Genomic DNA, 24,189 nt, shown 5'->3' with positions numbered 1-24,189 from the left:
GGCTAATGTCCCCTGGCGTCATACATTCATCTCTCCGCTGCCGGTCGCTCGCCGGAAACACAATCACAATTCAATTATAAAATCCGGGCGCGCCATACACTTTTTGAACGTCTCAAAATCACGTAGCGGATTGTCTTGAATAATGCCAAGAATACCGGTGAGCGCAGCATCGATACTCGCCGTATCGTGGTGGGTGACACCGTAATCCAGCAGGAGAAAGAAGCGGTCAAGGGCTTGCCGGCGCTCGGCGAAGCGCTGCTCAAAGTAGGCCAGCATAACCTCGCGCTCGATCTCAAGCGCCTCGATCAACACATCGCGCTGCGCCGCAATCTGCGCACGCTTTGTCTCTTCGGCCTGGATAATCTTAAGTGTCTCGGTAAAGGCGGTAATGACCGAGATGGCGTCGAGCGCGGGCACCTGGCGAGCGGCGTATCGAATAATATGCTGTGCAGGATTGCTCATAGTTATTCCTCTGTCTCAGGCTGCCTGTGGTAATGTCTTCACATCAATGGCCTCAGCCAGCCCCTTCGCAACCCTTGCTATCTCAAACAGGTCTTGATCACGGTTCGGATCGGCAGTGGCGAGCATGTCGGTCAGGGTAGCGTTCATCTGCTTGATCGTCATCTCCAGCTCTTCGATACGGTCTTGAATAACCTTGTATTCAGCAATGCGATTTTGCATCTCCTCTTCAGCGGCTCCCATCTCTGCGATCTGTCGTTCGACTTTAGTTTTAATCTGAGCAACTGTTCCCTGGGCGAAGAAACCGGCAGTCAACAGGGCCGGACCGGCAACCAATCCGCCGAGCACAGCCGTACCGAGTGCCATCCCGCCACCACCGGCAGCCAGCGCACCTCCACCCAGCCAGGCCAGTGTCGCATTGGTGGCAGCGGCTCCACTCAACGTGCTGATCGCTGTACCGGTTGAGGCGACACCCAAAGTGCCAACAGTGCTGTAGACCGTTGCGGCTGTTGCTGTGCCGGCCCCACCCGCTTTAAGCACAGCCTGAAATGCCTCGATGGGATCAACGTGGGCACCTTGCCAATTGTCGGGTTGTTCCAGACGCGGCCTGGCAATTCGTTCAGCAAGATGTCGCTTCTTGACTTTTGCCCGTTTCAGAAACTCAGCAGCTTCTTTGATCGTATCATATGCACGCAGGCGCAGATCGTTGAGTTCATTCATACGAACAACAAGGCGATTGTGAGCTTTTTCGTACTCTGCTCTACGTTCTTCGTATTCAGCTCGTCGCTCGTTGTACGCCTCTTGTAGTTCGTTGATCTGTTGAATGGCAGAGAAAGTATCAACGGCGCCCTTGATGCCGGCAATTACCGAGCCACCCAACAAAATGAGAGGGATGAAAGGCAGTGGCATTGGTCTCCTCCGCAACAATGAAAACTGAACGAATACTGGTCATAATGTATCTGCCTGAAAGGATGGTTAGCAATAGGCTATTAGTATCAAAATAGCGTAGTACTACATGATGCAAAAGATGGGGAATAATTCCCTTGAAAACGCATGTACAGATCATGTGACATACGCCAGCAGGTTGAATGAGGTACACCAGGTTTCGGCGGCAAACGGCAAGCACTGCCACGGTAGTGGCACCAGAGCAGGATCGGAGCTTATGACACGTCAGATTCGTTCACTCATCAGTACGTTGATCATCTTGTTCGTCTTTTGGTTGATCTGGTCGCGCCTGCATATTGTGATCTTTTTGCAGATGCCGTGGTGGGGATTACTGCTGCTGGCGGTTGGTCTCTATCTGGTAATCGACTACGGCGTTGACATGATCTTTGGCCGACACCGGCGCTAGGCAGGTGAATTGGCGGGTTTGATCGGTCAGCGAACCGCAATCAGCGATAGGCGAGTGACATGCAATGAGGGCGGAAGGAATGCCTTCCACCCCCATTCCAACACAAATATCATCCGTGAAACAGATACTACTCGCGTGGCAGACCAAGGATAGTCATGATCTCTTCTTCGCGGGTACGCATGCGTGCCGCTTCAGCGGGGCCTTGCTCGTGGTCGTAGCCGAGCAGGTGCAGAACGCCATGCACTGTCAGATACGCCAGTTCGCGAGCCGGACTGTGGCCGTACTCGGCGGCCTGGGCCAGGACCCGCTGGTACGAGATCGCAATATCGCCGAGGTAGCGTGGCTGATCCGGTGCGACCACAAAGCGGCTATCGTGCCCATCATCGGCAAACGAAAGAACATCGGTTGGCGCATCAACCCCGCGAAAATCGCGATTCAGACGGTGAAGCTCATCATCGGTGGTGATGCGAATTCCAACCTCACAGCCTTCCGGCATCTGCTCGGCGGCCAGCACTGCCGCCGCAGCGCGTTCAACCAGCTCGCTATCGGCGGTGATACCTTCATCCAGTTGCACTTCGATAGTGTAGATCATACCTTTGCATTACCGCTCGCATCACAGAGTGCCTGCCGGGCCAACAACAGCACATCACGTTCCCGCTCGAATGAAACCCGCTGGAGCGCTTCATCGAGCGGGAACCAGCGAGCATCGTCAACTTCGCCGATCTGTGGTCGCACCTCACCCCGTTCATAGCGGAGCAGAAACAGATCGACATACTTGTGGACCCGGCCATGACCGGAGCGAAACCAGTACTCAATTGTCGCCAGATGCCGCTCCACAACGCCCTCAAGCCCGGTCTCTTCGGCTATTTCGCGCACAGCCGCAGCCTCCGCGGTTTCGCCCCGGTTTACGTGCCCTTTGGGCAGCCCCCAACGCTCACCACGATCGGTTGCAATCAGTGCCACTTCGATCTGCGTGGCAACAATCCGATAAATAACACCGCCCGCCGAATAGGCTGTGCGATGCGAAAGTGAACGGCGTGAAGTCATGACCATCCGATCAGGCACGTTTGAGCACGCGACCGGCGCGCATATCCCAGTAGCGATCTATCGAGTACTGAATCCGCTCGCGAGCCACATCCGCCGACTCCCAGCCGACCGGTTCGACCCGTGAGCCCTCCAGGTCTTTGTAAACGGTAAAGAAGTGCTCGACTTCGCGCAGATAGTGCGCCGGCAGTGCCGTGTAGTTGTGGTAGTCGGCGAAGAAGGGATCGTACTGTAGCACGGCGAGCACTTTGTCATCCGGCTCACCCTTATCGAGCATACGGAACAACCCCAGTGGCCGTGCTTCGACAATACAACCGGGGAAGGTGGGCAGGTTGGTCATCACCAGCACGTCGAGCGGATCGCCATCATCGTAGTACGTCTGCGGCATAAAGCCGTAATCGCCGGGGTATTGCACGGCAGAGTAGAGCACGCGATCAAGGCGGAATGCCCCAATCCGCTTGTCAAATTCATATTTGTTGCGTGATCCCTTTGGAATTTCAACTACAACATGAATGACATTCGGAACGTCTGGACCGGGTTCCAGATCGTGCCATAGGTTCTGCATCGGTAGCCTCACTTGTACATCAGCATCTTAAGCCCTATTACCGCAAGATTATAACATGTAAAATAATCACACGGTGACTGGATGCAGGCAGCGTTCGCTGGAACCTGGTGGCGACATGAAAACCACCAGGCCACAGAGGACACGACGGCGGGTCGCAACCGACGTGGCGGGTGTATGCTAAAAGTTATCTCATGCTACTGACGGACTCTATGGTCGTGACGAGCACACACCGCATACCCGTGACCAGCACGGTCAATAGTGTGACAAGCGCCCGGCCCGAAGCACGGCTGGTGCGGCAGCATGGCTGCTGCACTCCAAACGCTGCGACACGTGCATGATGAGCGAGCAAGGCAATCAATCCAGCGTGTGATGGCAGCGAAGATGGTTGTCAGCCCCCTTGCTTAGACGTTATCTCACGTTTACTGACGGACTCTATAGTCGTGACGAGCACACACCGCATACCCGTGACTAGCACGGTCAACCGCGTGACAAGCGCCCGGCCCGAAGCACGGCTGGTGCGGCAGCATGGCTGCCGCACTCCAAACGCCACAACACGCGCATGACGTGCGGGCAAGGCAATCGATCGGAAAGAAGTTCTACCTCTATCGGACAAGATCACGGTTTTTCTTGCCGCAAGCCGCGATAAAAGTAGCTATAATGAATCATCATCGTATCTGCCAACTGAAGGAAGCACAGGAGTCGTCCGTGGATCCACAAGCGCTGCAACAACTGGTCGCCTTTCTAGCCCCTTTTCTCCCCTATTTACTCAAAGCCGGTGAAACTGCCGCCGAAGAGGCGGGTAAGAACCTGGGTACCGAGGGATGGAACTGGGCGAAAGCGTTATGGCAGAAGCTGCAACCGAAGATCGCCGGTAAAGCTGCTGCCCAGGAAGCAGCAGAAGATGTTGCCAAAACACCCAATGATCCTGATGCGCAGGCTACATTCCGACAACAACTCAAGAAACTACTAGCCGACGACCCTACATTAGCGGCGGAACTGACAAGCCTGTTGGGTCAGATTCGGCCTGCCGGGGTGAACGTCATCGCCTCCGGCAACCGTTCGGTTGCGATTGGCGGGAATGTCAGTGGCAGCACAATCATCACCGGTGATCAAAACCAGAAATAGCAGAGGCTCTACGCTTCGCAGGTCACCAGTTCTTCTATGCTACAATGCAGGACAACAGGAAGGCGCAAGCCGGCGCGCCTTTGCGAGGGGATTGCCGGTGTGTGAGGATGGAGGTGCGCGATGGAGCGTAACCTTGGGATGGATCTGGTGCGCGCAACTGAAGCTGCTGCTCTGCGCTCCGGACGCTGGATGGGTCGCGGTGATAAAAACAGCGCCGATCAGGCCGCGGTTGATGCCATGCGCATGGCGCTGAATAGCGTGCCAATGAACGGGATTGTGGTCATCGGCGAGGGGGAGAAGGACGAGGCACCGATGTTGTATATCGGTGAGCGGGTAGGAAACGGCGAAGGGGAAGAGATTGATGTAGCGGTTGATCCGGTCGAGGGTACGACCCTGCTGGCTGAGGGTATGCCCGGCGCTATCGCGATTGTTGCCGTCGCTGAACGCCATTCGTTCTATAACTGGCGCGGTATCCCGTATATGGATAAGCTGGCCGTTGGCGAACGGGCAAAGGGAGTGATTGACATCAATGCTCCGGTTGCCTACAATATCCGCGCCGTTGCCCGTACCCTCAATAAACAGGTGGAAGATGTGACGGTAGTCGTGCTCGACCGTCCACGTCATAAGGATTTGATCCGTCAAATTCGTGAGATCGGTGCTCGCATTAAGTTAATTCCCCACGGCGATGTGAGTGCCGGTATTATGACAAGTATTGAAAATCCGCCCGCAGATATTCTGATGGGAATCGGTGGTGCTCCCGAAGCGGTGTTGACTGCCGCCGCGCTGAAATGTCTGGGTGGCGAGATTCAGTGCAAGGTCTGGCCCCGCAACGATGAAGAGCGGGCGCGTCTTGCTGAACTGGGTCTTGACCCGAAACAGGTGCTGACAACCCGCGATCTGGTGCGCGGCGAAAATGTGGTTGTCGCGGCAACCGGTATCACGTCGGGAGAGTTTCTGCGTGGTGTAGAATATTTTGGTGGCGGTGCCCGCACGCACAGCGTGGTTATGCGTTCTCGTTCGGGAACGGTACGCTATATCGAGGCAACCCACCGCTGGGATAAGCTGATGCGCATCTCTGATATGCCGTATGCTCGTTAATCCTTCTGCGCAACCCGTATCGTTGCGCGACCGTATTGTTCAATCGCCTCTGCTCACCGCCGGTCTGGCCCTGGTCACCGGCGGTATTATTGGTGGTGTCACGGCCTTCGGACCGCTCTACGCCATCGCCGGTCTGCTGGCACTTTTTGTTGCCACAGCCCTGCTGGTCAGTGTCCAGGCCGGGCTGATTGCAGCGCTGGCAGTGGCGACGATCATTCCGTTCGGTACGCTGCCGTTTAAGGCGATCATTACACCCAACTTTCTGACCCTGGTGTTGGTGGCCCTGAATGCGGTCTGGTTTTTACGTAGCCTGGCCCGTTCCGATGCCTATGATGTACGCTTCGGTTCGCTCGGCCTGTCCCTGATTGGCTTTCTTGGCCTGACGCTCTTTTCACTGGTGCTCGGTGCTCGTGGCTTACCAGACCCGCAAACACTTCACAATTATGCAAAATTTGTCCTTGGTGTGATCTGCTACTTCACCGTGATCAATTGTGTGCGCGACCGCGCTACTGCCCGGTTGATCGTCCGTACCCTCATCATTGTGGGCGGTATTTCGGCACTGATCGGATTGATCCTGTGGGTGTTGCCCGACGCGATGGCCCTCCAACTGCTGGTTGCGCTAGGGCGGATCGGGTATCCGACCAGTGGCCGTGTGTTGCGGTATGTGGAAGATGATCCGAATGGGCTGGAGCGGGCCATCGGTTTCGGCGTCGATCCGAACAGCTTTGGTGGGATGCTGGCCCTGGTAGCAGTGCTCACCCTCACCCAACTGGCAGCGCCGCGCCCCATCTTGCCGCGCTGGATGCTGGCAATGCTTGGTGGCGTGCAGGTGCTGACTCTCCTGTTAACGTTTTCGCGGGCAGCCCTCTTCGGCCTGATCATTGCCGCCGCCTTTCTGGCCACTGTGCGCTACCGACAGCTCTGGCGTCATATGCTGGCAGTCAGTATTCTCGGTGCCGTGCTGCTCTTTGGGCTGGGTTATGCCGATGAGTTTATCAACCGGGTACTCTCCGGCGTCCAGTTCCGCGATCAGGCACAACAGATGCGGCTCGACGAATACGCCAATGCGATTGCGATCATTCAGCGTTATCCGGTGTTTGGCATTGGCTTCGGTCAGGCTCCCGATCTTGACCTCTCCGCCGGGGTGAGTAGCATCTACCTGGCGATTGGTCAACGGATGGGTCTGGTTGGACTGGCAGTGTTTCTTGGCCTGGTCGCGCTCTGGTTTACCCGTAGTCTGCGCATTCTGCCGGCCCTCGATGAGGAAGCATCGAGCTGGTTGTTGGGCTGCCAGGGGGCCATCGTCGCCGCACTGGCCGTCGGGCTGGCCGACCACTACTTTTTCAATATTGAGTTTAGCCACATGGCGGCTCTCTTCTGGGCTACGATTGGCCTGGGAAGTGCGATTGAATGGCTGATCAACGATCCCCAACCGGTACCGTCGTCAGTTTCTGTTCTGAGTGAGTGAGACGTGACAGCAACAAAACACAAACACCCTGGTGTGGTCGCCGAGAACCGTAAGGCGCGCCACGATTACGATATTGAAGAGACGATTGAAGCGGGCATTGTCCTCTCCGGCAGCGAAATTAAATCGGTGCGCGCCGGACGGGTCAACTTGCGCGGCAGTTTTGCCCGTGTGATCGATGATGAAGTGTTCCTGTATGATGCCCACATTGCGCCTTACGAGCAGTCGGGCAAATACTTCAACCACGATCCGATGCGTCCGCGCAAACTGCTGCTGCACCGACGTGAAATCAACCGCCTCAATGGCCTGGTGCGCATGAAGGGGATGACCCTGGTGCCGCTGAAGGTCTATTTCAAAGGACGCCGGGCTAAAGTTGAGCTTGGTGTAGCACGTGGGAAGAAGATCTACGATAAGCGCGAGGATATTGCCCGGCGCGATGCGGCCCGTGATATTGATCGGGCCTTGAAACGGGCAAGACACGATCTGTAACAGAGGTTTTGTACTATGTCTGACCGTTTTCAGCGCATGCGTGAGCGTTATCTGACCGGTGAGATTCCGTGGGATCACCCCGATCCACCGCCTGAGATCATTGCGCTCAGTCAGGAGTTACCACCAAGCCGGGCTATAGACCTCGGCTGTGGCACCGGGCGCGCTTGTGTCTGGCTGGCTCGCGCAGGCTGGCAGGTTGATGGGGTCGATTTTGTCCCTGAAGCCATCGCCATGGCGCAAGAGCGCGTAGCGGCTGCCGGTGTTGGTGACCGGGTACGTCTCTTCGTGGCTGATGCCACCAATCTGGCATTTCTGAACGAACCCTACGATCTGGCGATTGATGTCGGCTGCGGCCATGGCTTTAGCGAACCGGAATTGTACGCTTATCTCGATGAAGTGCGCCGCCTCCTCAAGCCCGGCGGCCTGTTCGTGTTCTTCGTTCATCTCAGCGACGCGACAAAGCCTGATGCACAGATGCTGAAAACCAGAGTCGATCAAAACCTGCTCATGACAGCGCTCCAGGAGCGGTTTATTATCGAGCAGTTTGTCCCCGGTGAAACTGTCGTCATGGGGCAACGCGGCCCCTCAGCCTGGATCTATCTCCGCCGACCGTAATCTACGATGTTGTACAGGACAGGTCATGCAAGCTATTCAAGACACCTACCCCGATGAATTGAGCCACTGCTACGGTTGTGGTCGTCTCAACCCCGATGGGTTGCATATCACATATCAAGAGTGTATGGAACGGCAACGAAGCCATCGCCCGTTTCACGCCCCGTTCATACCATACGGCAATACCCGGTTATGTCTACGGCGGGCTGCTCGCCTCGCTGATCGACTGCCACGGCACCGGCACCGCAGCCGCCGCGGCCTACGCTGCCGCCGGACGTGAACCGGGAACCGCGCCATATCTGCGCTTCGTAACCGCATCGTTACGGGTGAATTTTCTGCGACCCACCCCGCTCGGCCCTGAGCTGATCATTCACGGGCGCGTGAAAGAGATGGCGGGACGCAAGGTGGTGATCGAAGCCTGGATCGAGGTTGATGGCGAAACGACGGTGCAGGGTGAAGTGGTTGCCGTGCAGGTACCTGAACGTATGCTTGCCGACCTGCGCGATCAGCACAACAGGTAGACCATTACAAACCAGCGTGATACCGTTGTCCACACGGGCATTATTGCCGGCAACCGTATCACACTGGTGATGGCTTCAGGCACTGGCACCACTATAGCGACGGACACCCCATCGCCATAGCAGACGCGCCAGCAAGAAGAGGGTGAAACTCACGCCAACCGCTAACGCCAGCGTTGAACTGTTCAAACGAGCGGTAAGCGCTTCTGCCGGAACGGTGACTGCAAACGCAACCGGCACCAGAAAGGTCAGGATTGCGCGCAACCAGCCAGGGTAGATACTGGTCGGCCAGCGTCCGGCGGCAAAAATACCTTCAAACAAATTGATCAAACTTTCGATCTGAATGACCCAAAAACTGGTCGTGGCCAGAATCAGCCAGAAAGCATAGAGCGCCACTACCCCACAGCCCAGCATAAGGACAAAGAGCACGATCTGCCCTAAACTGACACTTGCCTGCAAAGAGACGAGCGCCCATCCGACGACCAGCAAGCCCAATACGACATTGGTAAAGCGCCACGCCTGCCATTCCCGAATACTCACCAGCAACTGGCTATCGACCGGTTTCGTGAGGGCATAATCGAGCTTGCCCTCAAGCACATCCTGCGCCAGCCGCAACATATTCGGCTGAATCACCGCCTGCACGATGCCACTCATCAGCACGTAAATCCCCATCACGACCAGCAATTCCGCCGGTTGCCAACCGGCCAGAATGGTGGTGTGTTGAAAGACCAGCCCCAGACCGATCAGTCCGGTCGCCAGACTAATCGCCGACTCCAGCATCTGGAAGAAGAAATTAACCCGGTATTGCATCTCGTTGAGGATGCCAACCCGGGCAAAGATGGCAATTAAGCGCACCAGCTCCATACCACGCCCTTCATCTCTCTGCTATACAACACCTTGCTTAACCACCAACCGCCGTGTAGCGTTGCACAGCACGACGCCAGACCAGTAGCACCAGTCCCAAACCGAGGAGTATCCAGAATGCCTGCATCGCCAGGCCACCGATCAAGCCGGCGACACTTAATTGCCCAATCAGAGCCTCGATGGGAAAACCAAACGTCCAGCGAAATGGCAGCCAATCGGCCAGTGTGCGCGCCCACTCAGGGAAGAGCGCCAGCGGTGCGATGCGCCCGGAAAGAAACAATTCAAAGGCAAAGAAGAGTTCGTAGATCGCCGCCACGCGGGTCGTCCAGAAGGAAATCAGGCCCAGCAACCAGAGAAACATCATACGGATGAGAAATGCACCCCAGATGGCGACGGCAAATACTGCGATCTCAAGCCAGGTTGGGGCAAGGGTTGGCCGGAAGAGCCACGCCAGCACTGCGGCAATCGGCAACCAGAACAGAATGACGACCACCTTCCAGCCGGCAAAAAAGGCGATGTCGTAGTGCAATGGATGCAGTGGACGCAAGAGCACTGCCGACAACTCACCGGTGCGAATCCGCTGCTCCCAACCGTATGGCGTAAAGACGATATTCATATTGCGTACCAGCGTCCAGACGATATAGTAGGCGGCGAAAGCACCGGCATCGTACCCGCCGACCGTCCCACCCTGCGCAGCCGCAACCACACTCCAGACCACCAGATAGATGATCGGCTCGCTGATCATGCCGATTATGTAGAAATAGTTGGCCGCCCGATACTGAAATTGCACCAGGATTGCCTGTTTCATCGCGGCCCGATAAAAATCAATAATTCCAGACATATGTCGCCTTTGCCGGTCTTAATGACTCGCACCTACCGCAAACACCTGCTCAATAACATCATCAATCGGCGGTTCCTCAACCGTCACATCAGCAACGGGTACTTCAGCCAGAATCCGGGCCGTCACCGCCGGAGCTGTCGCTTTCGGGATGCGCAAGGTGTACCGCAGGCCATCCTGATCGATCACCTCACCGAAGCGGGATAGATCGCTCCCACTTTCGCTGAGGGTCACAATCAGTTTGCGATAGGCAGCAAACTGATCGACCAGATTGTGCAGTGGCCCGTCGAAGAGGACTTGCCCGTGATGGATCACAATTACCCGCCGACAGAGAGCCTCGACATCCGCCATATAGTGACTGGTGAGCAATACTGTTGCTCCGGTACGCCGATTGTATTCGGCCACAAACGCCCGAATCCGCCGCTGCATTGTTACGTCGAGGCCGAGGGTCGGTTCATCGAGAAACAATGCCTGTGGACGGTGCAGCAGCGCGCCGATAATCTCCATCTTCATACGCTCACCGAGCGAAAGATTACGCACCGGTTTGCGCACCAGATGGCCAACTTCGAGCAACTCAATCAATTCATCACGAGTCGCCCGAAATGCTGCCGGTGGTAAGCGATAGATTGCCCGCAGTAGCTCAAACGAATCGAGTGCCGGAAGGTCCCACTGTAACTGATTGCGATTACCCATCACCAGCGTAATCCGGCGCAAGAAAGCCGGTTCGCGGCGAGACGGAATGTAGCCGAAGACACGCACATCACCGGCGGTTGGATGGAGCAGGCCGGTCAGCATCTTGAGGGTGGTAGTTTTCCCGGCCCCATTCGGACCGAGAAATCCAACCACTTCACCCGGTTGAATGGTGAAACTGACAGCGGACACCGCCGGGATGGCACGCACCCGTCGCCGAAACAGGCTACGCACTGCGGCCAGTAAACCCGGATCACGCTCAGGAACCTCGTAGATTTTGCTCAATTGATGGACAACAATGGCCGGTTCGGTGGCTACGTTCATACAATATCTCCCGATGCCTGATTGGGTATCGTCTTTTACCTTGCAGTTGAGGGTACGGATCGGTGAAGGGTAGCGGCAAAATGCGCAATCGCGGCACCTGCCAGCGGCCAGGCCGGGTCAAGCATCAGGTCATGCGCAGCTTCAGGGATCACGATGAGTTCGGCGCGATACGCCGCCGCCAGCTCCTGCTGAGCAGGCACATCGAAGATGGCATCACACCCGGCAGCAATCACCAACACCGGTACCTGCACTCGCAGCGGGCGGGGGCGAATAACCATGCTGGTTAAGGTTACAAGTGGCGGTTCGCGCACCAATTGCCGGCGGTAACGTTCGAGATCGGCTGGCGCAATATCCGCTCGAAACAGCGCAGCCCGTACCGCCTCTGCTTCCCGGCGTAGCAAGGCGCGAATGTCAACCATTGGTGCTCGCTCACGCAGACGGCGCAAAAAGTAGGTGGGACTCGACACCGGCGAGCTGCATAGCAGCACAGCCCCGGCCAACGGCGGCGCTGTTCCACAACGCCCACTCATTAGCAATTGCACAACATATCCACCAGAGCTATGGCCGACAACAAGCGGTGGTTGAGGGAGTTTGCGCACCACCGTTTGCACATCGCGCACATAATCACAGATCGTCGTCAACGGGCCGGCAGGCGCACTACGGCCATGCCCACGAAGACTGATCGCGTGTACCGTCAGGCCACGTGCTACCAGATCAGGGATGGCTTGTTCGGTCCAGCACCAGGCCCCATGCCAGGCACCGTGGACCAGCACGACAGGTGGTGCTGGTCGTGGCGATGATGGCTGTGTCGTAATCCATTCAAGTTGTACAGTGCTCACGATGATTGATCCAGCACCTTCTCGGCAGGCAAGCCCAACTGGCGACGACGCTCTTCGGCCAGGCGGCGCTTTTCGGCGATCATCTCATCGGTAACGTAGACCCCAAACGAGCGCAGGCGGGCTAGTTCAAGGCCATGCTTCTTCCACAGCCGATAGACCTCCTTAACCCGTTCGATCTCGATATTACGGCCTAGCGTGTAGTCTTCAAATTTACCTTCCATCGCCAGCAGCGCCGTCTCTGACAAACAGGCGTAGGCTGTACCAGGCGGCATATCTATATCGAAGCCAAAATCCGGTTCGCCCGGCAATACAATCTCACCACTTTCAATCACCAGCACATCAGGGCGCCGCCGGGCGTCTTCCTCCTTCACGTCTGGCGGACGGGCCACATCACAGACCACTGCACCAGGTTTGAGTTTGTCGATGTTGATCACTTTACCGGTCAGGGCGCTGGTGGTTGTGATGATCAGATCGGCATCACCAATGTAGGCATCGGCGTAGGTCGCGGCCACCACCCGTGCGCCCGGCGTCTCGGCCTCGATCTGCTTCTTGAGCGCGATCAGACGTTCGGCGCGTGGTGCCACCAGGACTACATCGTGGACGGCCTGGGCCAGCAAGCGGGCACAGACTGCGCCAATCGAACCCGTGGCGCCAATCACGACTGCCCGTACCCGCTCAGGGCGTCCTCCCTTCATCAGCACTACCGCCTGCTTGGCCGCTTCCAGCGTCGCGGCTACCGTCAGCGAGTTGCCCGATGTAATGCCAATATCCACCTTCTGCGCCACCGTAATACCGGCATCACCGACAACCGACGTGAAGGCTCCCAACCCCATAATCTGCGCTCCCATCCGTTCGGCCATTCGGGCGGCTTTGATCAGGCGGCGGTAGGTAAAACCGGGCGGACGGCGCATCATCTCGCGCGGTGTCGTTCCCAGCGTCAACAGAATCCCCTCAACCTCTTCACCGGTGGCCTTCGAGCGAATGCCACGGATGCGCGAGAGGTAAAGGGGCGGGAAATGAGCCGCCACCAGCTCCACCAGGCGCTGTGGCATATAGCGTGTCCAGCGGAACCATTTGTGATTGGCGATCAGTTCGGTACGCAGCGGGTGAATGACAAATGCGAAGCGCGGCTTGGGGCGCGGGTTCAGGTCTTGCACCGTCGGCCCCCAACCGGCTGCCGTAATAAAGTCGATCACCTCAGCGTCTCCCGGTTGGCGCGTGCTCTCGGTAATCGCCGTAATCACCGCCTCCAGCGCATCGGCGGCGAGGAAGGGCCGCTCATTACTGAGAGGTGGCGTCATCGTCACCAGCGTCGTTACGCCGCGTCGCCGCAGATCTTCGATCTCGGCAGGTGAGGGGTCATCGGTGATAATCGTCTTGCGCGTCAGATCATTGGGGGCAAAGCGCCGAATGAAGGCAAAATCGCCGGCAATCACATCCGCCCAGCGGAATAGTTCAACTGCACGGCTGTCAAAACCTTCCTGGCCGAGCGCCACCGGATGGATAAAGCGATAGGGGAGAAGGGCGAGGATCGGTAACGCGGTTGCCGCGTAGAGTTCAAGCTGTTCGAGCGAGCGTGGTGGTGGCAGGAAAGGAATCCCGGCGTGAATGATCGGATCGGCGAAGCGCAACTCCGGTTCGTACTGACTGATAGCAGCAGCCAATTGATAACGTTCAACGCCGCTGGTAATCAGCACCCGCTTGTAACGCAACAATGAAGGAAGCTGGCGCACTGCCTGCGCAATCGCCCAGCGCTCAAGCGTCGCCTTGACCACACCCCCATCAACGACCGGTGTTCGCTGGGCCTGAGCTGCGATATGGATGGCTTCCTGATGGGGATAGCGTGCCCGACCGATGCGAAAAACCGGTGTTAAACCACCGAGTCCGATAGCGTCCACCTTGCCATCAAACTCGCGTACCAGCGCCATGGCTTGCGCAACATCGCCGTTCGTACCGATGCGACGCACCTCGACATGCTGCCCCAAAACCTTCACCGTGATCTGATAATCACGGAGTGACGAGCCAAGACTGATACTGACAACTCGCTTCATAACCGCCTCCTCGCGCTATTGGCGTCAGTATACCAGATTGTCACGGCCCGGCGTTCAGAATCGCGTGATGGCGTTGTGATCTCTACACCCGCAATGCCGTCTTCCCTGGGAGCGCACACATCCGGCGCGCACCTCCCGCCGCCCCTGGGCAAAGCACTGGGAGCGCGCGCCTCTGGCGCGCACCGCTAATGTGGCAAAAGGGACACAGGTCATACCGTCGGTCTGATCCTGCACCACGGTACCCAGGGAACGCACATATCCGGCGCACACCTCCCGCCGCCCCTGGGCAAAGCACTGGGAGCGCGCGCCTCTGGCGCGCACCGCTGATGTGGCAAAAGGGACACAGGTCATACCGTCGGGCTGAACCTGTCCCACGCTACCCTGGGAGTGCGCACATCCGGCGCGCACCTCCCGCCGCCCCTGGGCAAAGCACTGGGAGCGCGCGCCTCTGGCGCGCACCGCTGATGTGGCAAAAGGGACACAGGTCATACCGTCGGTCTGATCCTGCACCACGGTACCCTGGGCGCGCACACATCCGGCGCGTACCTCCCGCCGCCCCTGGGCAAAGCACTGGGAGCGCGCGCCTCCGGCGCGCACCGCTGATGTGGCAAAAGGGACACAGGTCATACCGTCGGTCTGATCCTGCACCACGGTACCCTGGGCGCGCACACATCCGGCGCGTACCTCCCGCCGCCCCTGGGCAAAGCACTGGGAGCGCGCGCCTCCGGCGCGCACCGCACCTCCAGCAACATCTCTCTATCCGGGCCAGCGTCCTACTGAAACAACGTACCTGTTGCCGGCTAAAGATAGTACCTTCTGGTGATGGTAGTAGTTTTTTGGTAAAGATTACAATTTTCTCAGGTAGATCGGAAGCAACAACATATCAGATCAAAAGCATATGGAACTAACTCGACGTGACGTGCTCGAAGGCGGTGTTGCCCTGATTGCCGGGCTAGCCGCTGCCGGACTGGCAGCCGTAGGCACCTCACCTGCACCGGTTGCCGCCTGTTCGTACACTCAGCCGGCTTCGCTACGCACGATTGCGATGCGTCGGCTGGCTTTCGGCCCCAGCCCTGAATTGATGGCGATGTACGATGCCACTCCTGGCGCGAGTGATGAAGAACGGTTCAACAATTGGGTTCGGCAGCAACTGAACTACACTGCAATTGACAACACCCCTTGCGCTAATCGCATTCTGTCCGCCCAGCTCAAGATTCGCTACACCCACAACAGCAGTACCATCAATGAAGTTCGGCCACTAAGCTGGTTATCAGCCTCGCGAGAAACCCTCTGGCAACAGCGGGTAGTGCCTGATCTGCCCTGGGCGGAGCGCATCCGGCCTTACGAAGAGGTACGAGTGGCGACGTGGCTGCGGGCTGTGTACAGTCGCCGTCAGCTCTTCGAGGTGATGGTTGATTTCTGGCACAACCATTTCAATGTGCGGGCTACTGCCGATCAGCGGATCGCTGCAACCTGGCCCGACTACGACCGCATTATTCGCACGCATGCCCTGGGTAATTTTTACACCATGCTGGTTGAGGTCACCAAAAGCGTTGCCATGATGTACTACCTCAACAACGTGAGTAATAAAGCCGGCGGCGGCGAAGGCGGCAACGAGAATTTTGCCCGTGAACTCTTCGAGTTGCATACACTGGGAAGCGACAACTACCTTAAGTTCTACAGTCAACGCGGCAATATTCCGGTTGTAGAGTACGGCAGCGAGCGCTATGCATCTGCTTATATTGACTACGATGTCTACGATGCCTCACGCTGCCTGACCGGCTGGACAATTGCCAATGGCCGTGATGGGCGACCTAATACCGGTGCTTTCTACCTCATGGAGTCCTGGCACGATAACTATCCCAAGACTGTGCTGGCACCAGCCCCCCTGCCCGGCATCGAACCTGCCCCCAACTTTCCCTTCAACAACGGTGCAGAACGTGACGGTATGGAAGCTCTACGCCTCGCAGCCCGTCACCCGGGTACAGCCCGCCATCTCTGCACTAAACTGTGCCGACGGCTGGTAGCCGACAATCCACCGGAGTCACTCATCAACACGGCGTGGAGCGTCTGGATGCAGCATCGTGATTCGCCCGATCAGATTCGGCGCGTCGTTGAAGCTATTCTGCTTTCCCCAGAGGCAAAAAGTGCCTTTGGTGCCAAGATATGTCGCCCCCTTGAGGCAATGTGGGCATTTTTGCGCGCCACCAACGCTGCCTTGCCCAACGACGTTCCAGCCGTGAACGGCGATGCAACGCAGGGTGGTTATTGGTCAAGTTTGTTCTGGAGCGCGGATCAGACCGGTCATCGCCTCTTCGGCTGGGACACGCCTACCGGCCATCCTGACCGAGCCGATTACTGGGCGAATACGAACGCCTTGCTTAGAACATGGAACATCTTTTACACCATGGCTCAATCCTGGGGTGGTAATGTAACAATTGATATTGTTGGTCAAACGCCGCCTGGCCTCTCATGTGCAGGGATCGTTGACTTTTGGCTCCAGCGCATGCTGACCTACATTCCCACCGGAGATCTCCGTACCCTGCTCATTAACTTTCTGGCACAAGGTGGCGATCCGAACCAGCCACCTCAGCCGCTGCGCGGTGCTCCAGATTGGGGATCAGCGGACGCCGTTAATGACCGGATAGTTGCCATGGTACAGTTACTGGCTACCAGTCCTGAATTCTGGCTGCGATAATCAGCGCCACACCAGAGGAGAATACACCAATGCAATGGACTCGTCGCGAATTTCTGATGGGATGTAGCGCTGCAATTGCAGCGATGGCTGCGGCTCGCGTCGGCCAACTGGCCTTCGCCGAGCCGGCCCAACCCCAGGCAACGAATGAGATTTTCGTGCAGATTTTTCTGCGCGGTGGCTGCGATGGGCTGAGTCTGCTCAGTCCATACGATGATCCGCATTATCGGAACGCCCGCGGAACGCTGGCATTACCTTTGAGCGGAGCGAATGCGCCGTTGCGTATTGATCAGAACAACCCGTCATTCAATACGTCCAGCTTTGGGCTAAACAGCAGAATGCCCCATCTGCGCGATCTGTACAACAGTGGTCACCTTGCGTTCATCCACGCCTGTGGCCTCGATGATGATACGCGCAGCCATTTTGACGCCATGGACTATATCGAACGCGGGACGCCGGGGAACAAAACAACCAGCAGCGGCTGGCTCACCCGTCATTTACAAAGCCAGGGTGGGGTCAGCACGCTGTTGCCGGCAATCGCTGCCAATAGCGCACCACCTGCTTCGCTGTTGAACTATGCAGGCGCGGTTGCCGTCACCTCACCCAGTAGCTTCAATATCAGCACCGGCTGGCGCTACAACCGCTCCCAAGAGAACTACCCCTTTCTCAGCACGCTCCGCGAAATCTACAACCGGAGTTCGATTAACCCACTGGCACCGGCTGGCCGCCGGGTTACGCAGGTGATTGATGTGATGCGGAGCCTGGGCAGCTATACCCCGGCCACTGGTACCACATATCCTTCGGGATCGTTTGGCGATGCCTTGAAGACGGTGGCGCAATTGATCAAAGCTGATCTTGGGCTGCAAGTCGCAACGATTGACTTCGGTGGCTGGGATACGCACGAAGCGCAGGCCAACAGTGACGGAACCGGCTATCTCCCCGACCGGTTAGGCATTCTTTCACAGGGTCTCCATGCCTTCTACAACGACCTCGCTGCCTATCACAGCCGGTTAACCATTGTCGTGCTCAGCGAGTTTGGCCGTCGCCTGGGACGCAATCAGTCGAATGGTACCGATCACGGTCACGGCAATGTGATGATGGTATTGGGCGGTAACGTGAATGGCCGTCGCATCTACGGTACCTGGCCGGGATTGCATCCCGATCAGCTCGATAAACGGCAAGACCTGCAAATCACGACCGATTATCGTCAGGTGCTGAGCGAGATTCTGGTGCGTCGGCTCGGTAACCCGAAGCTCGGTACCATCTTCCCCGGCCTGTCGGCATATAATCCACTGGGAATTGTGCGCGGCCCCGATCTGCCACCCGATCTGTCGGCCAACGCTACGCCGACCGACACCGGGTATCAGGTCTTCGTACCGGTGATTCACCAGTGTCGCTAGCCGGTCAATTGTGACTATGAGCAGATGGCTGATCCTTTTCGTGTTGCTATGCAGTGCCTGCGCAGCCCCAACACCGACGGTTGACCTCACGGTTACCGGTCAAGGCTGCTCACCGGTGAGCCTGACCCTGCCGCCGGAACATGAACCGGTGCTGAAAGTGCGGAATATCGCTGATGAGGCAATGGTCGTCAGCATTCCAACGATGGATCGCTGGATTGAGCTGGCACCCGGTAGCGATGACATTTTTGAATTGCCGCGCTACATCATGGGGACATTCGATCTGTTCTGTCTCAGTGCTGCCGATCATCGTGCGCTGGGAGGCGATAATCCGTTCCTGTGTGTCCTCGAACCGGCTGAACTGGTGCCGGTGGCCCGTTCAGCCGGTGTCTTGCACATCGAACCGCACAACCGCATCCGCGAGGTTTTAGAGCAGGGCCGGTAGGGGCGACACATGCGTCGCCCCTACTGATGCTTATCATCCAACATTGATCAATCCCGCCGGCACCTGCTGGCTGAGACAATGCCACGATCCCAGGCCCCAGATGACATCGGTCGCTTCGATCCCTACCACGCGCCGATCAGGAAAACATCGAACCGCACAACCGCATCCGCGAGATTTTAGAGCAGGGTCGGTAGGGGCGACGCATGCGTCGCCCCTACTGATGCTTATCATCCAACATTGATCAATCCCGCCGGCACCTGCTGACTGAGACAATGCCACGATCCCAGGCCCCAGATAACATCGGTCGCTTCGATCCCCACCACGCGCCGATCAGGAAAACACTGCTGTAAGACGGCACATGCCCGCTGATCGTTGGGATGATTGAACGTAGGTACGATCACCGCGTGGTTGGCGATGTAAAAATTGGCATACGAGGCTGGTAAGCGCTGACCCTGAAACACCACCGGCGGCGGCATCGGAATGGTCAGCACCGTGAGCGGCCTGCCGGCAGCATCCCGCATCAGTTGCAGCCGGCGGAGATTGTCCTGGAGCACGTGATAATTCTCGTCAAGTGGATCGTCCTCGACAACGGTCACCACCACTCCAGGCGCAACAAAGCGGGCCAGATCATCAATATGACCATCGGTATCATCACCGACAATCCCTTCACCCAGCCAGAGAATGGTGTGAACACCGAGCATCTCGCGCAGACGCTGCTCGATAGCCGCCCGATCCAGGTGCGGATTACGGTTGGGGTTGAGCAGGCACTGCTCGGAGGTCAGCAATAAGCCGTTCCCATCCACATCAATCGAACCACCCTCCAGCACCATCCCGCCACAGAACCGTGGCACTCCCAGATACGCGGCCATCCGCGCCGGAATCTGGTTGTCGAGATCGTAAGGAGGATACTTCCCGCCCCAGGCATTAAACTCCCAATCGGTGGCGGCCAGCTCGCGCCCGGCAGGCGTATCACGCACCACGAAAATAGCACCGTGATCGCGGCACCAGGCATCGTTGGTTGGAAATTCGTGCAAGCGAATATCGCCGACAGCTCCTGCTTCGGCCAGGAAGAAGCGCGCCTGATCGGCCATGGCAGCATCGTTCACATTGATATGCACCGTCTCGCCACGCGCCAGTTCGGCGACAAAACGGGCGTACACCGGCCAGATACGGTCAATAATACCCGGCCAGCTCTCCTCTTTATGCGGCCACGAAAGCCACGTAGCCTGATGCGGTTCCCATTCGGCGGGCATCCGGTAACCCAGTTCGGCAGGGGTTGCCATAACGCTTACTCCTCATCAAGATAACGGCGCGTAATCTCACCGTAGGCATCAATCCGGCGGTCGCGCAGAAATGGCCAGTGAGTACGCTGCACATCAATCTTTGCCAGATCGATGGGGGCGACCAGCACCGCCGGCTCATCAACCGGCGCCCGCACGATCACCGTTCCCGAAGGATCGGAGATAAAGCTCTGCCCCCAGAACTCGATCCCACCGGCAGGATCACCTTCGTGACCGGTACGATTGATGCTCACGACGTAACAACCGTTGGCAATCCCGTGTGAGCGCTGGATAATCTCCCAGCTCTGATGTTGCGCTACACCGTACTCAGCCTTCTCGGCGGGATGCCAGCCAATTGCCGTCGGATAACAGAGCACATCGGCTCCGCGCAGCGCCGTGAGCCGGGCCGCTTCGGGGTACCACTGATCCCAGCAGATTAGCACCCCGATCCGGGCGTAGCGTGTTTTGAACACCTTGAACCCCAGATCACCCGGCGTGAAATAAAACTTCTCGTAGAAGAGCGGATCATCGGGAATGTGCATCTTACGGTACTTCCCCAGATACCGGCCATCAGCATCGATCACCGCCGCCGTATTGTGGTAGAGACCTTCCGCCCGTTTCTCGAACAGACTGGCCACAATCACCACCTGCAACTCAGCAGCCAATTTACTGAGCCGCTCGGTACTGGGGCCGGGCACCGGCTCGGCCAGAGCGAAGAAAACATGATTCTCGCTCTGACAGAAATAGAGCGAACGAAACAGCTCCGGCAGACACACAATCTGCGCCCCCTGCGCCGCCGCAGCCCGAATCCCGGCTTCCGCCGTCGCCATATTGAAGTCAGGATCGGCGGTACAGCGCATCTGCACCAGACCGATATTGACAATTCGTTGCGTCATGGTCTTCTCCAGGGTCATGTGGTATCACCACTCACCATTACTAATCCAGCGCAATTCGCCACGTCGGATCGCTGCTTCCGCAGCTCGACCGGCGACGTACACCCACGCTTCCCGCGCACCGTCAGCCGTCTGCACCGTCACCACAATCCGTTCGTACAGATTACCGGCCCGCCCGGGAACATAATCTTCCAATCCATCGAGCAACTGCAACAACCGCTGGTAGTGGTCAGGCTGCACCTCGATCAGTTCGCCAAACACAATCGCACCAGCGGGCACCAGATCGGCAGCCTGCACCAGAAACGGGTACGGCCCGGCAGTGTAGATCGCCGCCGCCGGCAACCAGGCCCGTACCTCGCGCAGCGTATAGCCGGCCAACAGCCGGGCATAGTTTGATTGTCCCCGTTTTAACGTTCCGTAGACAAAAAATGGACGCATCAACTATTTTTCGCGGTATACTATCCACACGCCGCAACGCGGCCCGTTCATACTATAGCAGGTTTCGCCGATCAGGAGTACTGAAGATGACAATTGACGTAGCCTTGATGATTGAAGGCCAGAATGGACTGACCTGGTCGCGCTGGCAGCGGCTGGCGCAGGCGGCTGAAGATTTAGGGTTTGCCGGTCTCTACCGCTCCGATCACTTCACCAACGCCAATCCCCCAGAGAAGGAATCGCTCGAATTGTGGGTTTCCCTGACCTGGCTGGCCTCGCATACCAAACGGATCGAATTCGGGCCGTTGGTCTCACCGGTCTCATTCCGCCATCCGGCCATGACCGCCAGAATGGCCGCCGCCGTCGACGACCTGTCCGGTGGACGGTTACAGCTCGGCCTGGGTGCGGGCTGGCAGGAACGCGAACATACAATGTTCGGCTTTGACCTGCTGGAAGTAGCGCCGCGCTTTCAACGCTTCCGCGAAGGTCTCGAAGTCGTGACCCGCCTCCTGCGCAGTGACACACCGGTCACCTGGATCGGCGAGTACTACCAGTTGCGCGAAGCCATTCTATTGCCCCGCCCCCAGCGACCGGGCGGCCCGCCGATTGTGATCGGCGGCAATGGAGAGCAGCGCACATTACCCCTCATCGCCCGCTACGCCGACGAATGGAATGCCGTCTTCGTACCGCCGGCCCGCTTTGCCGAACTCAACGCCAAACTCGACAACCTGCTGGACGCAGCCGGTCGGCCACGCGAGGCGGTACGGCGCACACTAATGATCGGGTCGGTGTTTGGGCGCGACAAACACGAAGTGGAGCGGCTGCTGGCCGGACGCGACCGCCAGCAATTGCGTGCCCGCGGCATCCTGGTCGGCGTCGCCGACGAGATTGTCGAACAGATTCAGGCATTTGCCGCTGTCGGCGTGCAACGGATCATGGTGCAATGGCTTGATCTTGATGATTTGGATCGACTGGAATCCTTTGCCACCAGCGTATTGCCCAGCCTGGGACAGGCTTGACCGCATCAGCCCTGCCGTTATAACGAGAGAGATATTCCCTGAATACGATCATGCAAACACGCTGGCAAACAACCCTCTGGATCATGTTCGTCGCCCAGTTTCTTTCGGCAATCGGGTTTTCGATCATCTTTCCATTTCTGCCGTTGTACGTCGCCTATCTGGGCGTGGTGACCATCGGCGACGTTGCCCTCTGGTCAGGTCTGGTCTTCTCACTGCAAGCCCTGACCATGGCAATTGCCGCACCGATCTGGGGATCACTGGCCGACCGGCTCGGCTACAAACTGATGGTCGAACGGGCCATGTACGGCGGTGCCATTATCCTGCTGCTCATGGGTTTTGCCCGTTCCGCCGAAGAATTAACCCTGCTACGCACCATCCAGGGCATGATCACCGGCACCATCTCGGCTGCCAATGCCCTGGTAGCAACCGTCACCCCCCGCGAACGCATGGGCTTCGCGATGGGGACGCTCCAGATGGGCTTATGGAGTGGCACCGCAGCCGGCCCGCTAATCGGCGGCATCATGGCCGAAACCCTCGGCTTTCGGGCGACCTTCATCACCACCGCAGCACTCCTGCTCATCTCCGGCATCCTGGTCACGGTTGGGGTGCGCGGCGTGCGCCAGACGGCCTCTGCCACCAAACGGCCGTCGTTGAGCATGTGGCAAAGCTGGTTGAGCATCTTACGCACACCCGGCATCAGACCGGCCTACAGCATGCGCTTCCTCAGCAGCCTGTCCCAAACGATCCTGCTGCCGTTCGCACCGCTATTCATTGCCAGCCTGCTCTCCCCAACCGATCCGGTAAGCGCCTACACCGGCCTGATAGTTGGCATTTCATCAGCCGCCGGCACAGCGACCGCCATCTGGCTGGGGCGCCTCGGTGATCGCATCGGGCATCAGCAGGTGTTAATGGTCAGCGCCCTGGTGGCGGGAATCGCACTTCTGCCGCAAGGCATCGTCACCAATATCTGGCAGCTCCTGATCCTGCAAGCCCTGAGTGGTGCGGCAATCGGCGGTATCACCCCCTCGCTCAGCGCACTCCTCGGTCGTTACACCGCCGAAGGGAATGAAGGCGCAGTATACGGCCTCGACAGCTCAATTGTCTCAGCAGCCCGCGCCGTCGCTCCCCTCATCGGTGCCATGGTGGTTACTCCTTTTGGGCTGGGGAGTGCCTTCTTCATAAGCGGCTGTGCCTGCCTGATCATCGCCGCAGGTGCCGCCCGGCTACCTGCACTGGTGGTGGCACCCCGCTGAGCAGGTAACGTCGCGGCAAGCATTGGTGGCGTGGGGAGTGGGGAGTGGGGAGTGGGGAGTGGGGAGTGGGGGGAGCGTGCTCCCCATCCGGGAGCTGGGAGCGCGCGCCTCCGGCGCACATTACCCATACCTTGGATACTGCATAGCCCGTGTGCAGGCGCGTGTCCGGGGGCGGGAGTTTGCCTCCCCCCAGCGGGGGGAGGTCGGGAGGGGGGCGGGATTAAGGTGATCGGGAACCAGTATCGAGCACGCCCATCACTACTCCCCCGCTCCTCTCCTGCCAAGGGAGAGGAGCGGGGGCTGGGGGGTGAGGTAAGGAGACACACTCCCACCCCGGCCCGCCCCCGCTGGGGGCGGGAGTTTGCCTCCCCCCAGCAGGGGAGGTCGGGAGGGGGGCGGGATTGCGGTGAGCGGGAACCAGTATCGAGAACGCCCATCAC

General features: G+C 58.1%; 26 protein-coding genes. 12 read left to right on the top strand and 14 right to left on the bottom strand.

Annotated features, from left to right (window positions below):
- Window positions 1-63: 63 nt before the first annotated feature.
- Together CAUR_RS17445 and CAUR_RS17440 are read right to left on the bottom strand one after the other, a co-directional pair.
- On the bottom strand, window positions 64-462 hold the full coding sequence (locus CAUR_RS17445; RefSeq protein ID WP_012259166.1) for a hypothetical protein: 399 nt from the start codon (window positions 460-462) through the stop codon (window positions 64-66).
- 15 nt (window positions 463-477) lie between these two features.
- Window positions 478-1,368: a hypothetical protein gene (locus tag CAUR_RS17440; protein WP_012259165.1), complete on the bottom strand. Its 891-nt coding sequence runs from the start codon at window positions 1,366-1,368 to the stop codon at window positions 478-480.
- A 253-nt stretch (window positions 1,369-1,621) separates the two neighbouring features.
- Between CAUR_RS17440 and CAUR_RS17435 the strand changes: the two genes are divergently transcribed.
- Window positions 1,622-1,810 carry a hypothetical protein gene (locus CAUR_RS17435; protein WP_012259164.1) on the top strand — a complete coding sequence of 63 codons (189 nt, stop codon included), beginning with the start codon at window positions 1,622-1,624 and terminating at the stop codon, window positions 1,808-1,810.
- Window positions 1,811-1,937: 127 nt separating this feature from the next.
- On the opposite strand, the gene ybeY is transcribed toward CAUR_RS17435, so the two are convergent.
- From ybeY to CAUR_RS17420, 3 genes are read right to left on the bottom strand one after another with little or no spacing between them, the layout of a single operon-like run.
- The gene (gene ybeY, locus CAUR_RS17430) at window positions 1,938-2,402 is read right to left on the bottom strand and encodes an rRNA maturation RNase YbeY (RefSeq protein WP_012259163.1); all 465 of its coding nucleotides are present in this window, start codon (window positions 2,400-2,402) and stop codon (window positions 1,938-1,940) included.
- Window positions 2,399-2,857, bottom strand: a complete 459-nt coding sequence (locus CAUR_RS17425) for an NUDIX hydrolase (protein ID WP_015909403.1) — start codon at window positions 2,855-2,857, stop codon at window positions 2,399-2,401. Before CAUR_RS17425 ends, ybeY begins: the two co-directional genes overlap by 4 nt.
- A gap of 10 nt (window positions 2,858-2,867) precedes the next feature.
- Window positions 2,868-3,419 (bottom strand): inorganic diphosphatase, encoded by a 552-nt coding sequence (locus tag CAUR_RS17420; protein WP_012259161.1) that lies wholly within the window; start codon window positions 3,417-3,419, stop codon window positions 2,868-2,870.
- Window positions 3,420-4,124: 705 nt separating this feature from the next.
- Between CAUR_RS17420 and CAUR_RS17415 the strand changes: the two genes are divergently transcribed.
- The 6 genes from CAUR_RS17415 (at window position 4,125) to CAUR_RS17390 (ending at window position 8,729) form a co-directional block, all read left to right on the top strand.
- Window positions 4,125-4,544 carry a hypothetical protein gene (locus CAUR_RS17415; RefSeq protein ID WP_015909402.1) on the top strand — a complete coding sequence of 140 codons (420 nt, stop codon included), beginning with the start codon at window positions 4,125-4,127 and terminating at the stop codon, window positions 4,542-4,544.
- A 120-nt stretch (window positions 4,545-4,664) separates the two neighbouring features.
- A complete protein-coding gene (glpX, locus tag CAUR_RS17410; protein ID WP_012259159.1) occupies window positions 4,665-5,642 on the top strand; it encodes a class II fructose-bisphosphatase in 978 nt (325 codons plus the stop codon).
- The gene (locus CAUR_RS17405) at window positions 5,632-7,110 is read left to right on the top strand and encodes an O-antigen ligase family protein (protein WP_012259158.1); all 1,479 of its coding nucleotides are present in this window, start codon (window positions 5,632-5,634) and stop codon (window positions 7,108-7,110) included. The genes glpX and CAUR_RS17405 overlap by 11 nt, the downstream gene beginning before the upstream one ends.
- A gap of 3 nt (window positions 7,111-7,113) precedes the next feature.
- Window positions 7,114-7,596, top strand: a complete 483-nt coding sequence (gene smpB / locus CAUR_RS17400; protein ID WP_012259157.1) for an SsrA-binding protein SmpB — start codon at window positions 7,114-7,116, stop codon at window positions 7,594-7,596.
- Between the two features lie 15 nt (window positions 7,597-7,611).
- Window positions 7,612-8,211 carry a class I SAM-dependent methyltransferase gene (locus CAUR_RS17395; protein WP_012259156.1) on the top strand — a complete coding sequence of 200 codons (600 nt, stop codon included), beginning with the start codon at window positions 7,612-7,614 and terminating at the stop codon, window positions 8,209-8,211.
- Between the two features lie 77 nt (window positions 8,212-8,288).
- Window positions 8,289-8,729 (top strand): PaaI family thioesterase, encoded by a 441-nt coding sequence (locus CAUR_RS17390; protein ID WP_242604961.1) that lies wholly within the window; start codon window positions 8,289-8,291, stop codon window positions 8,727-8,729.
- Between the two features lie 75 nt (window positions 8,730-8,804).
- Here CAUR_RS17390 and CAUR_RS17385 read toward each other — a convergent pair whose 3' ends face one another.
- The 5 genes from CAUR_RS17385 to CAUR_RS17365 are packed head-to-tail and all read right to left on the bottom strand — an operon-like array spanning window position 8,805 to window position 14,332.
- Entirely contained in the window at window positions 8,805-9,590 is a 786-nt protein-coding gene (locus CAUR_RS17385) for an ABC transporter permease (protein ID WP_012259154.1), read from the bottom strand.
- Between the two features lie 37 nt (window positions 9,591-9,627).
- Entirely contained in the window at window positions 9,628-10,431 is an 804-nt protein-coding gene (locus tag CAUR_RS17380; protein WP_012259153.1) for an ABC transporter permease, read from the bottom strand.
- An 18-nt stretch (window positions 10,432-10,449) separates the two neighbouring features.
- A complete protein-coding gene (locus CAUR_RS17375) occupies window positions 10,450-11,442 on the bottom strand; it encodes an ABC transporter ATP-binding protein (protein ID WP_012259152.1) in 993 nt (330 codons plus the stop codon).
- A gap of 35 nt (window positions 11,443-11,477) precedes the next feature.
- Entirely contained in the window at window positions 11,478-12,281 is an 804-nt protein-coding gene (locus tag CAUR_RS17370; protein WP_012259151.1) for an alpha/beta hydrolase, read from the bottom strand.
- A complete protein-coding gene (locus CAUR_RS17365) occupies window positions 12,278-14,332 on the bottom strand; it encodes a serine carboxypeptidase (RefSeq protein WP_012259150.1) in 2,055 nt (684 codons plus the stop codon). The genes CAUR_RS17370 and CAUR_RS17365 overlap by 4 nt, the downstream gene beginning before the upstream one ends.
- Before the next feature lie 898 nt (window positions 14,333-15,230).
- Here CAUR_RS17365 and CAUR_RS17360 point away from each other — a divergent pair.
- Genes CAUR_RS17360 through CAUR_RS17350 form a run of 3 tightly spaced genes read left to right on the top strand, consistent with a single transcriptional unit; the run spans window position 15,231 to window position 18,869 of the window.
- Window positions 15,231-17,030 carry a DUF1800 domain-containing protein gene (locus tag CAUR_RS17360; protein WP_012259149.1) on the top strand — a complete coding sequence of 600 codons (1,800 nt, stop codon included), beginning with the start codon at window positions 15,231-15,233 and terminating at the stop codon, window positions 17,028-17,030.
- A 29-nt stretch (window positions 17,031-17,059) separates the two neighbouring features.
- Window positions 17,060-18,427: a DUF1501 domain-containing protein gene (locus CAUR_RS17355; protein WP_012259148.1), complete on the top strand. Its 1,368-nt coding sequence runs from the start codon at window positions 17,060-17,062 to the stop codon at window positions 18,425-18,427.
- Between the two features lie 16 nt (window positions 18,428-18,443).
- Window positions 18,444-18,869, top strand: coding sequence for a cupredoxin domain-containing protein (locus CAUR_RS17350; protein ID WP_012259147.1), 426 nt, complete (start codon window positions 18,444-18,446; stop codon window positions 18,867-18,869).
- A gap of 33 nt (window positions 18,870-18,902) precedes the next feature.
- Here the strand turns inward: CAUR_RS17350 and CAUR_RS22050 are convergent, their stop codons facing one another.
- From CAUR_RS22050 to CAUR_RS17330, 4 genes are read right to left on the bottom strand one after another with little or no spacing between them, the layout of a single operon-like run.
- Window positions 18,903-19,100 carry an agmatine deiminase family protein gene (locus CAUR_RS22050; RefSeq protein WP_083772594.1) on the bottom strand — a complete coding sequence of 66 codons (198 nt, stop codon included), beginning with the start codon at window positions 19,098-19,100 and terminating at the stop codon, window positions 18,903-18,905.
- Window positions 19,097-20,152, bottom strand: a complete 1,056-nt coding sequence (locus CAUR_RS17340) for an agmatine deiminase family protein (protein WP_012259146.1) — start codon at window positions 20,150-20,152, stop codon at window positions 19,097-19,099. The genes CAUR_RS22050 and CAUR_RS17340 overlap by 4 nt, the downstream gene beginning before the upstream one ends.
- 5 nt (window positions 20,153-20,157) lie before the next feature.
- Window positions 20,158-21,045 (bottom strand): carbon-nitrogen hydrolase, encoded by an 888-nt coding sequence (locus CAUR_RS17335; protein WP_015909400.1) that lies wholly within the window; start codon window positions 21,043-21,045, stop codon window positions 20,158-20,160.
- Between the two features lie 24 nt (window positions 21,046-21,069).
- The gene (locus CAUR_RS17330) at window positions 21,070-21,480 is read right to left on the bottom strand and encodes a gamma-glutamylcyclotransferase family protein (protein ID WP_012259144.1); all 411 of its coding nucleotides are present in this window, start codon (window positions 21,478-21,480) and stop codon (window positions 21,070-21,072) included.
- Between the two features lie 86 nt (window positions 21,481-21,566).
- Here CAUR_RS17330 and CAUR_RS17325 point away from each other — a divergent pair, with 86 nt between their 5' ends.
- Entirely contained in the window at window positions 21,567-22,496 is a 930-nt protein-coding gene (locus CAUR_RS17325) for an LLM class F420-dependent oxidoreductase (RefSeq protein WP_012259143.1), read from the top strand.
- A 50-nt stretch (window positions 22,497-22,546) separates the two neighbouring features.
- Window positions 22,547-23,749, top strand: coding sequence for an MFS transporter (locus CAUR_RS17320; RefSeq protein ID WP_012259142.1), 1,203 nt, complete (start codon window positions 22,547-22,549; stop codon window positions 23,747-23,749).
- Window positions 23,750-24,189: the final 440 nt, after the last annotated feature.

Origin of the sequence: Chloroflexus aurantiacus J-10-fl (genome assembly GCF_000018865.1) — a bacterium.
Taxonomy (GTDB): Bacteria; Chloroflexota; Chloroflexia; order Chloroflexales; family Chloroflexaceae; genus Chloroflexus; species Chloroflexus aurantiacus.
The sequence above is the reverse complement of the archived record's forward strand: the minus strand, read 5'-3'. Positions and strand labels throughout refer to the sequence as shown.

Excerpts from the sequence above, each read along its gene's own strand:
- CAUR_RS17325 (WP_012259143.1), top strand. The coding sequence starts at position 21,567 with ATGACAATTGACGTAGCCTTGATGATTGAAGGCCAGAATGGACTGACC.
- CAUR_RS17425 (WP_015909403.1), bottom strand. The coding sequence starts at position 2,857 with ATGACTTCACGCCGTTCACTTTCGCATCGCACAGCCTATTCGGCGGGC.
- CAUR_RS17375 (WP_012259152.1), bottom strand. The coding sequence starts at position 11,442 with ATGAACGTAGCCACCGAACCGGCCATTGTTGTCCATCAATTGAGCAAA.
- CAUR_RS17445 (WP_012259166.1), bottom strand. The coding sequence starts at position 462 with ATGAGCAATCCTGCACAGCATATTATTCGATACGCCGCTCGCCAGGTG.
- CAUR_RS17320 (WP_012259142.1), top strand. The coding sequence starts at position 22,547 with ATGCAAACACGCTGGCAAACAACCCTCTGGATCATGTTCGTCGCCCAG.
- CAUR_RS17365 (WP_012259150.1), bottom strand. The coding sequence starts at position 14,332 with ATGAAGCGAGTTGTCAGTATCAGTCTTGGCTCGTCACTCCGTGATTAT.
- CAUR_RS17435 (WP_012259164.1), top strand. The coding sequence starts at position 1,622 with ATGACACGTCAGATTCGTTCACTCATCAGTACGTTGATCATCTTGTTC.
- CAUR_RS17395 (WP_012259156.1), top strand. The coding sequence starts at position 7,612 with ATGTCTGACCGTTTTCAGCGCATGCGTGAGCGTTATCTGACCGGTGAG.
- CAUR_RS17440 (WP_012259165.1), bottom strand. The coding sequence starts at position 1,368 with ATGCCACTGCCTTTCATCCCTCTCATTTTGTTGGGTGGCTCGGTAATT.
- ybeY (WP_012259163.1), bottom strand. The coding sequence starts at position 2,402 with ATGATCTACACTATCGAAGTGCAACTGGATGAAGGTATCACCGCCGAT.
- CAUR_RS17330 (WP_012259144.1), bottom strand. The coding sequence starts at position 21,480 with ATGCGTCCATTTTTTGTCTACGGAACGTTAAAACGGGGACAATCAAAC.
- CAUR_RS17360 (WP_012259149.1), top strand. The coding sequence starts at position 15,231 with ATGGAACTAACTCGACGTGACGTGCTCGAAGGCGGTGTTGCCCTGATT.
- glpX (WP_012259159.1), top strand. The coding sequence starts at position 4,665 with ATGGAGCGTAACCTTGGGATGGATCTGGTGCGCGCAACTGAAGCTGCT.
- CAUR_RS17350 (WP_012259147.1), top strand. The coding sequence starts at position 18,444 with ATGAGCAGATGGCTGATCCTTTTCGTGTTGCTATGCAGTGCCTGCGCA.
- CAUR_RS22050 (WP_083772594.1), bottom strand. The coding sequence starts at position 19,100 with ATGATAAGCATCAGTAGGGGCGACGCATGCGTCGCCCCTACCGACCCT.
- CAUR_RS17355 (WP_012259148.1), top strand. The coding sequence starts at position 17,060 with ATGCAATGGACTCGTCGCGAATTTCTGATGGGATGTAGCGCTGCAATT.
- CAUR_RS17340 (WP_012259146.1), bottom strand. The coding sequence starts at position 20,152 with ATGGCAACCCCTGCCGAACTGGGTTACCGGATGCCCGCCGAATGGGAA.
- CAUR_RS17385 (WP_012259154.1), bottom strand. The coding sequence starts at position 9,590 with ATGGAGCTGGTGCGCTTAATTGCCATCTTTGCCCGGGTTGGCATCCTC.
- CAUR_RS17405 (WP_012259158.1), top strand. The coding sequence starts at position 5,632 with ATGCTCGTTAATCCTTCTGCGCAACCCGTATCGTTGCGCGACCGTATT.
- CAUR_RS17335 (WP_015909400.1), bottom strand. The coding sequence starts at position 21,045 with ATGACGCAACGAATTGTCAATATCGGTCTGGTGCAGATGCGCTGTACC.
- CAUR_RS17420 (WP_012259161.1), bottom strand. The coding sequence starts at position 3,419 with ATGCAGAACCTATGGCACGATCTGGAACCCGGTCCAGACGTTCCGAAT.
- CAUR_RS17380 (WP_012259153.1), bottom strand. The coding sequence starts at position 10,431 with ATGTCTGGAATTATTGATTTTTATCGGGCCGCGATGAAACAGGCAATC.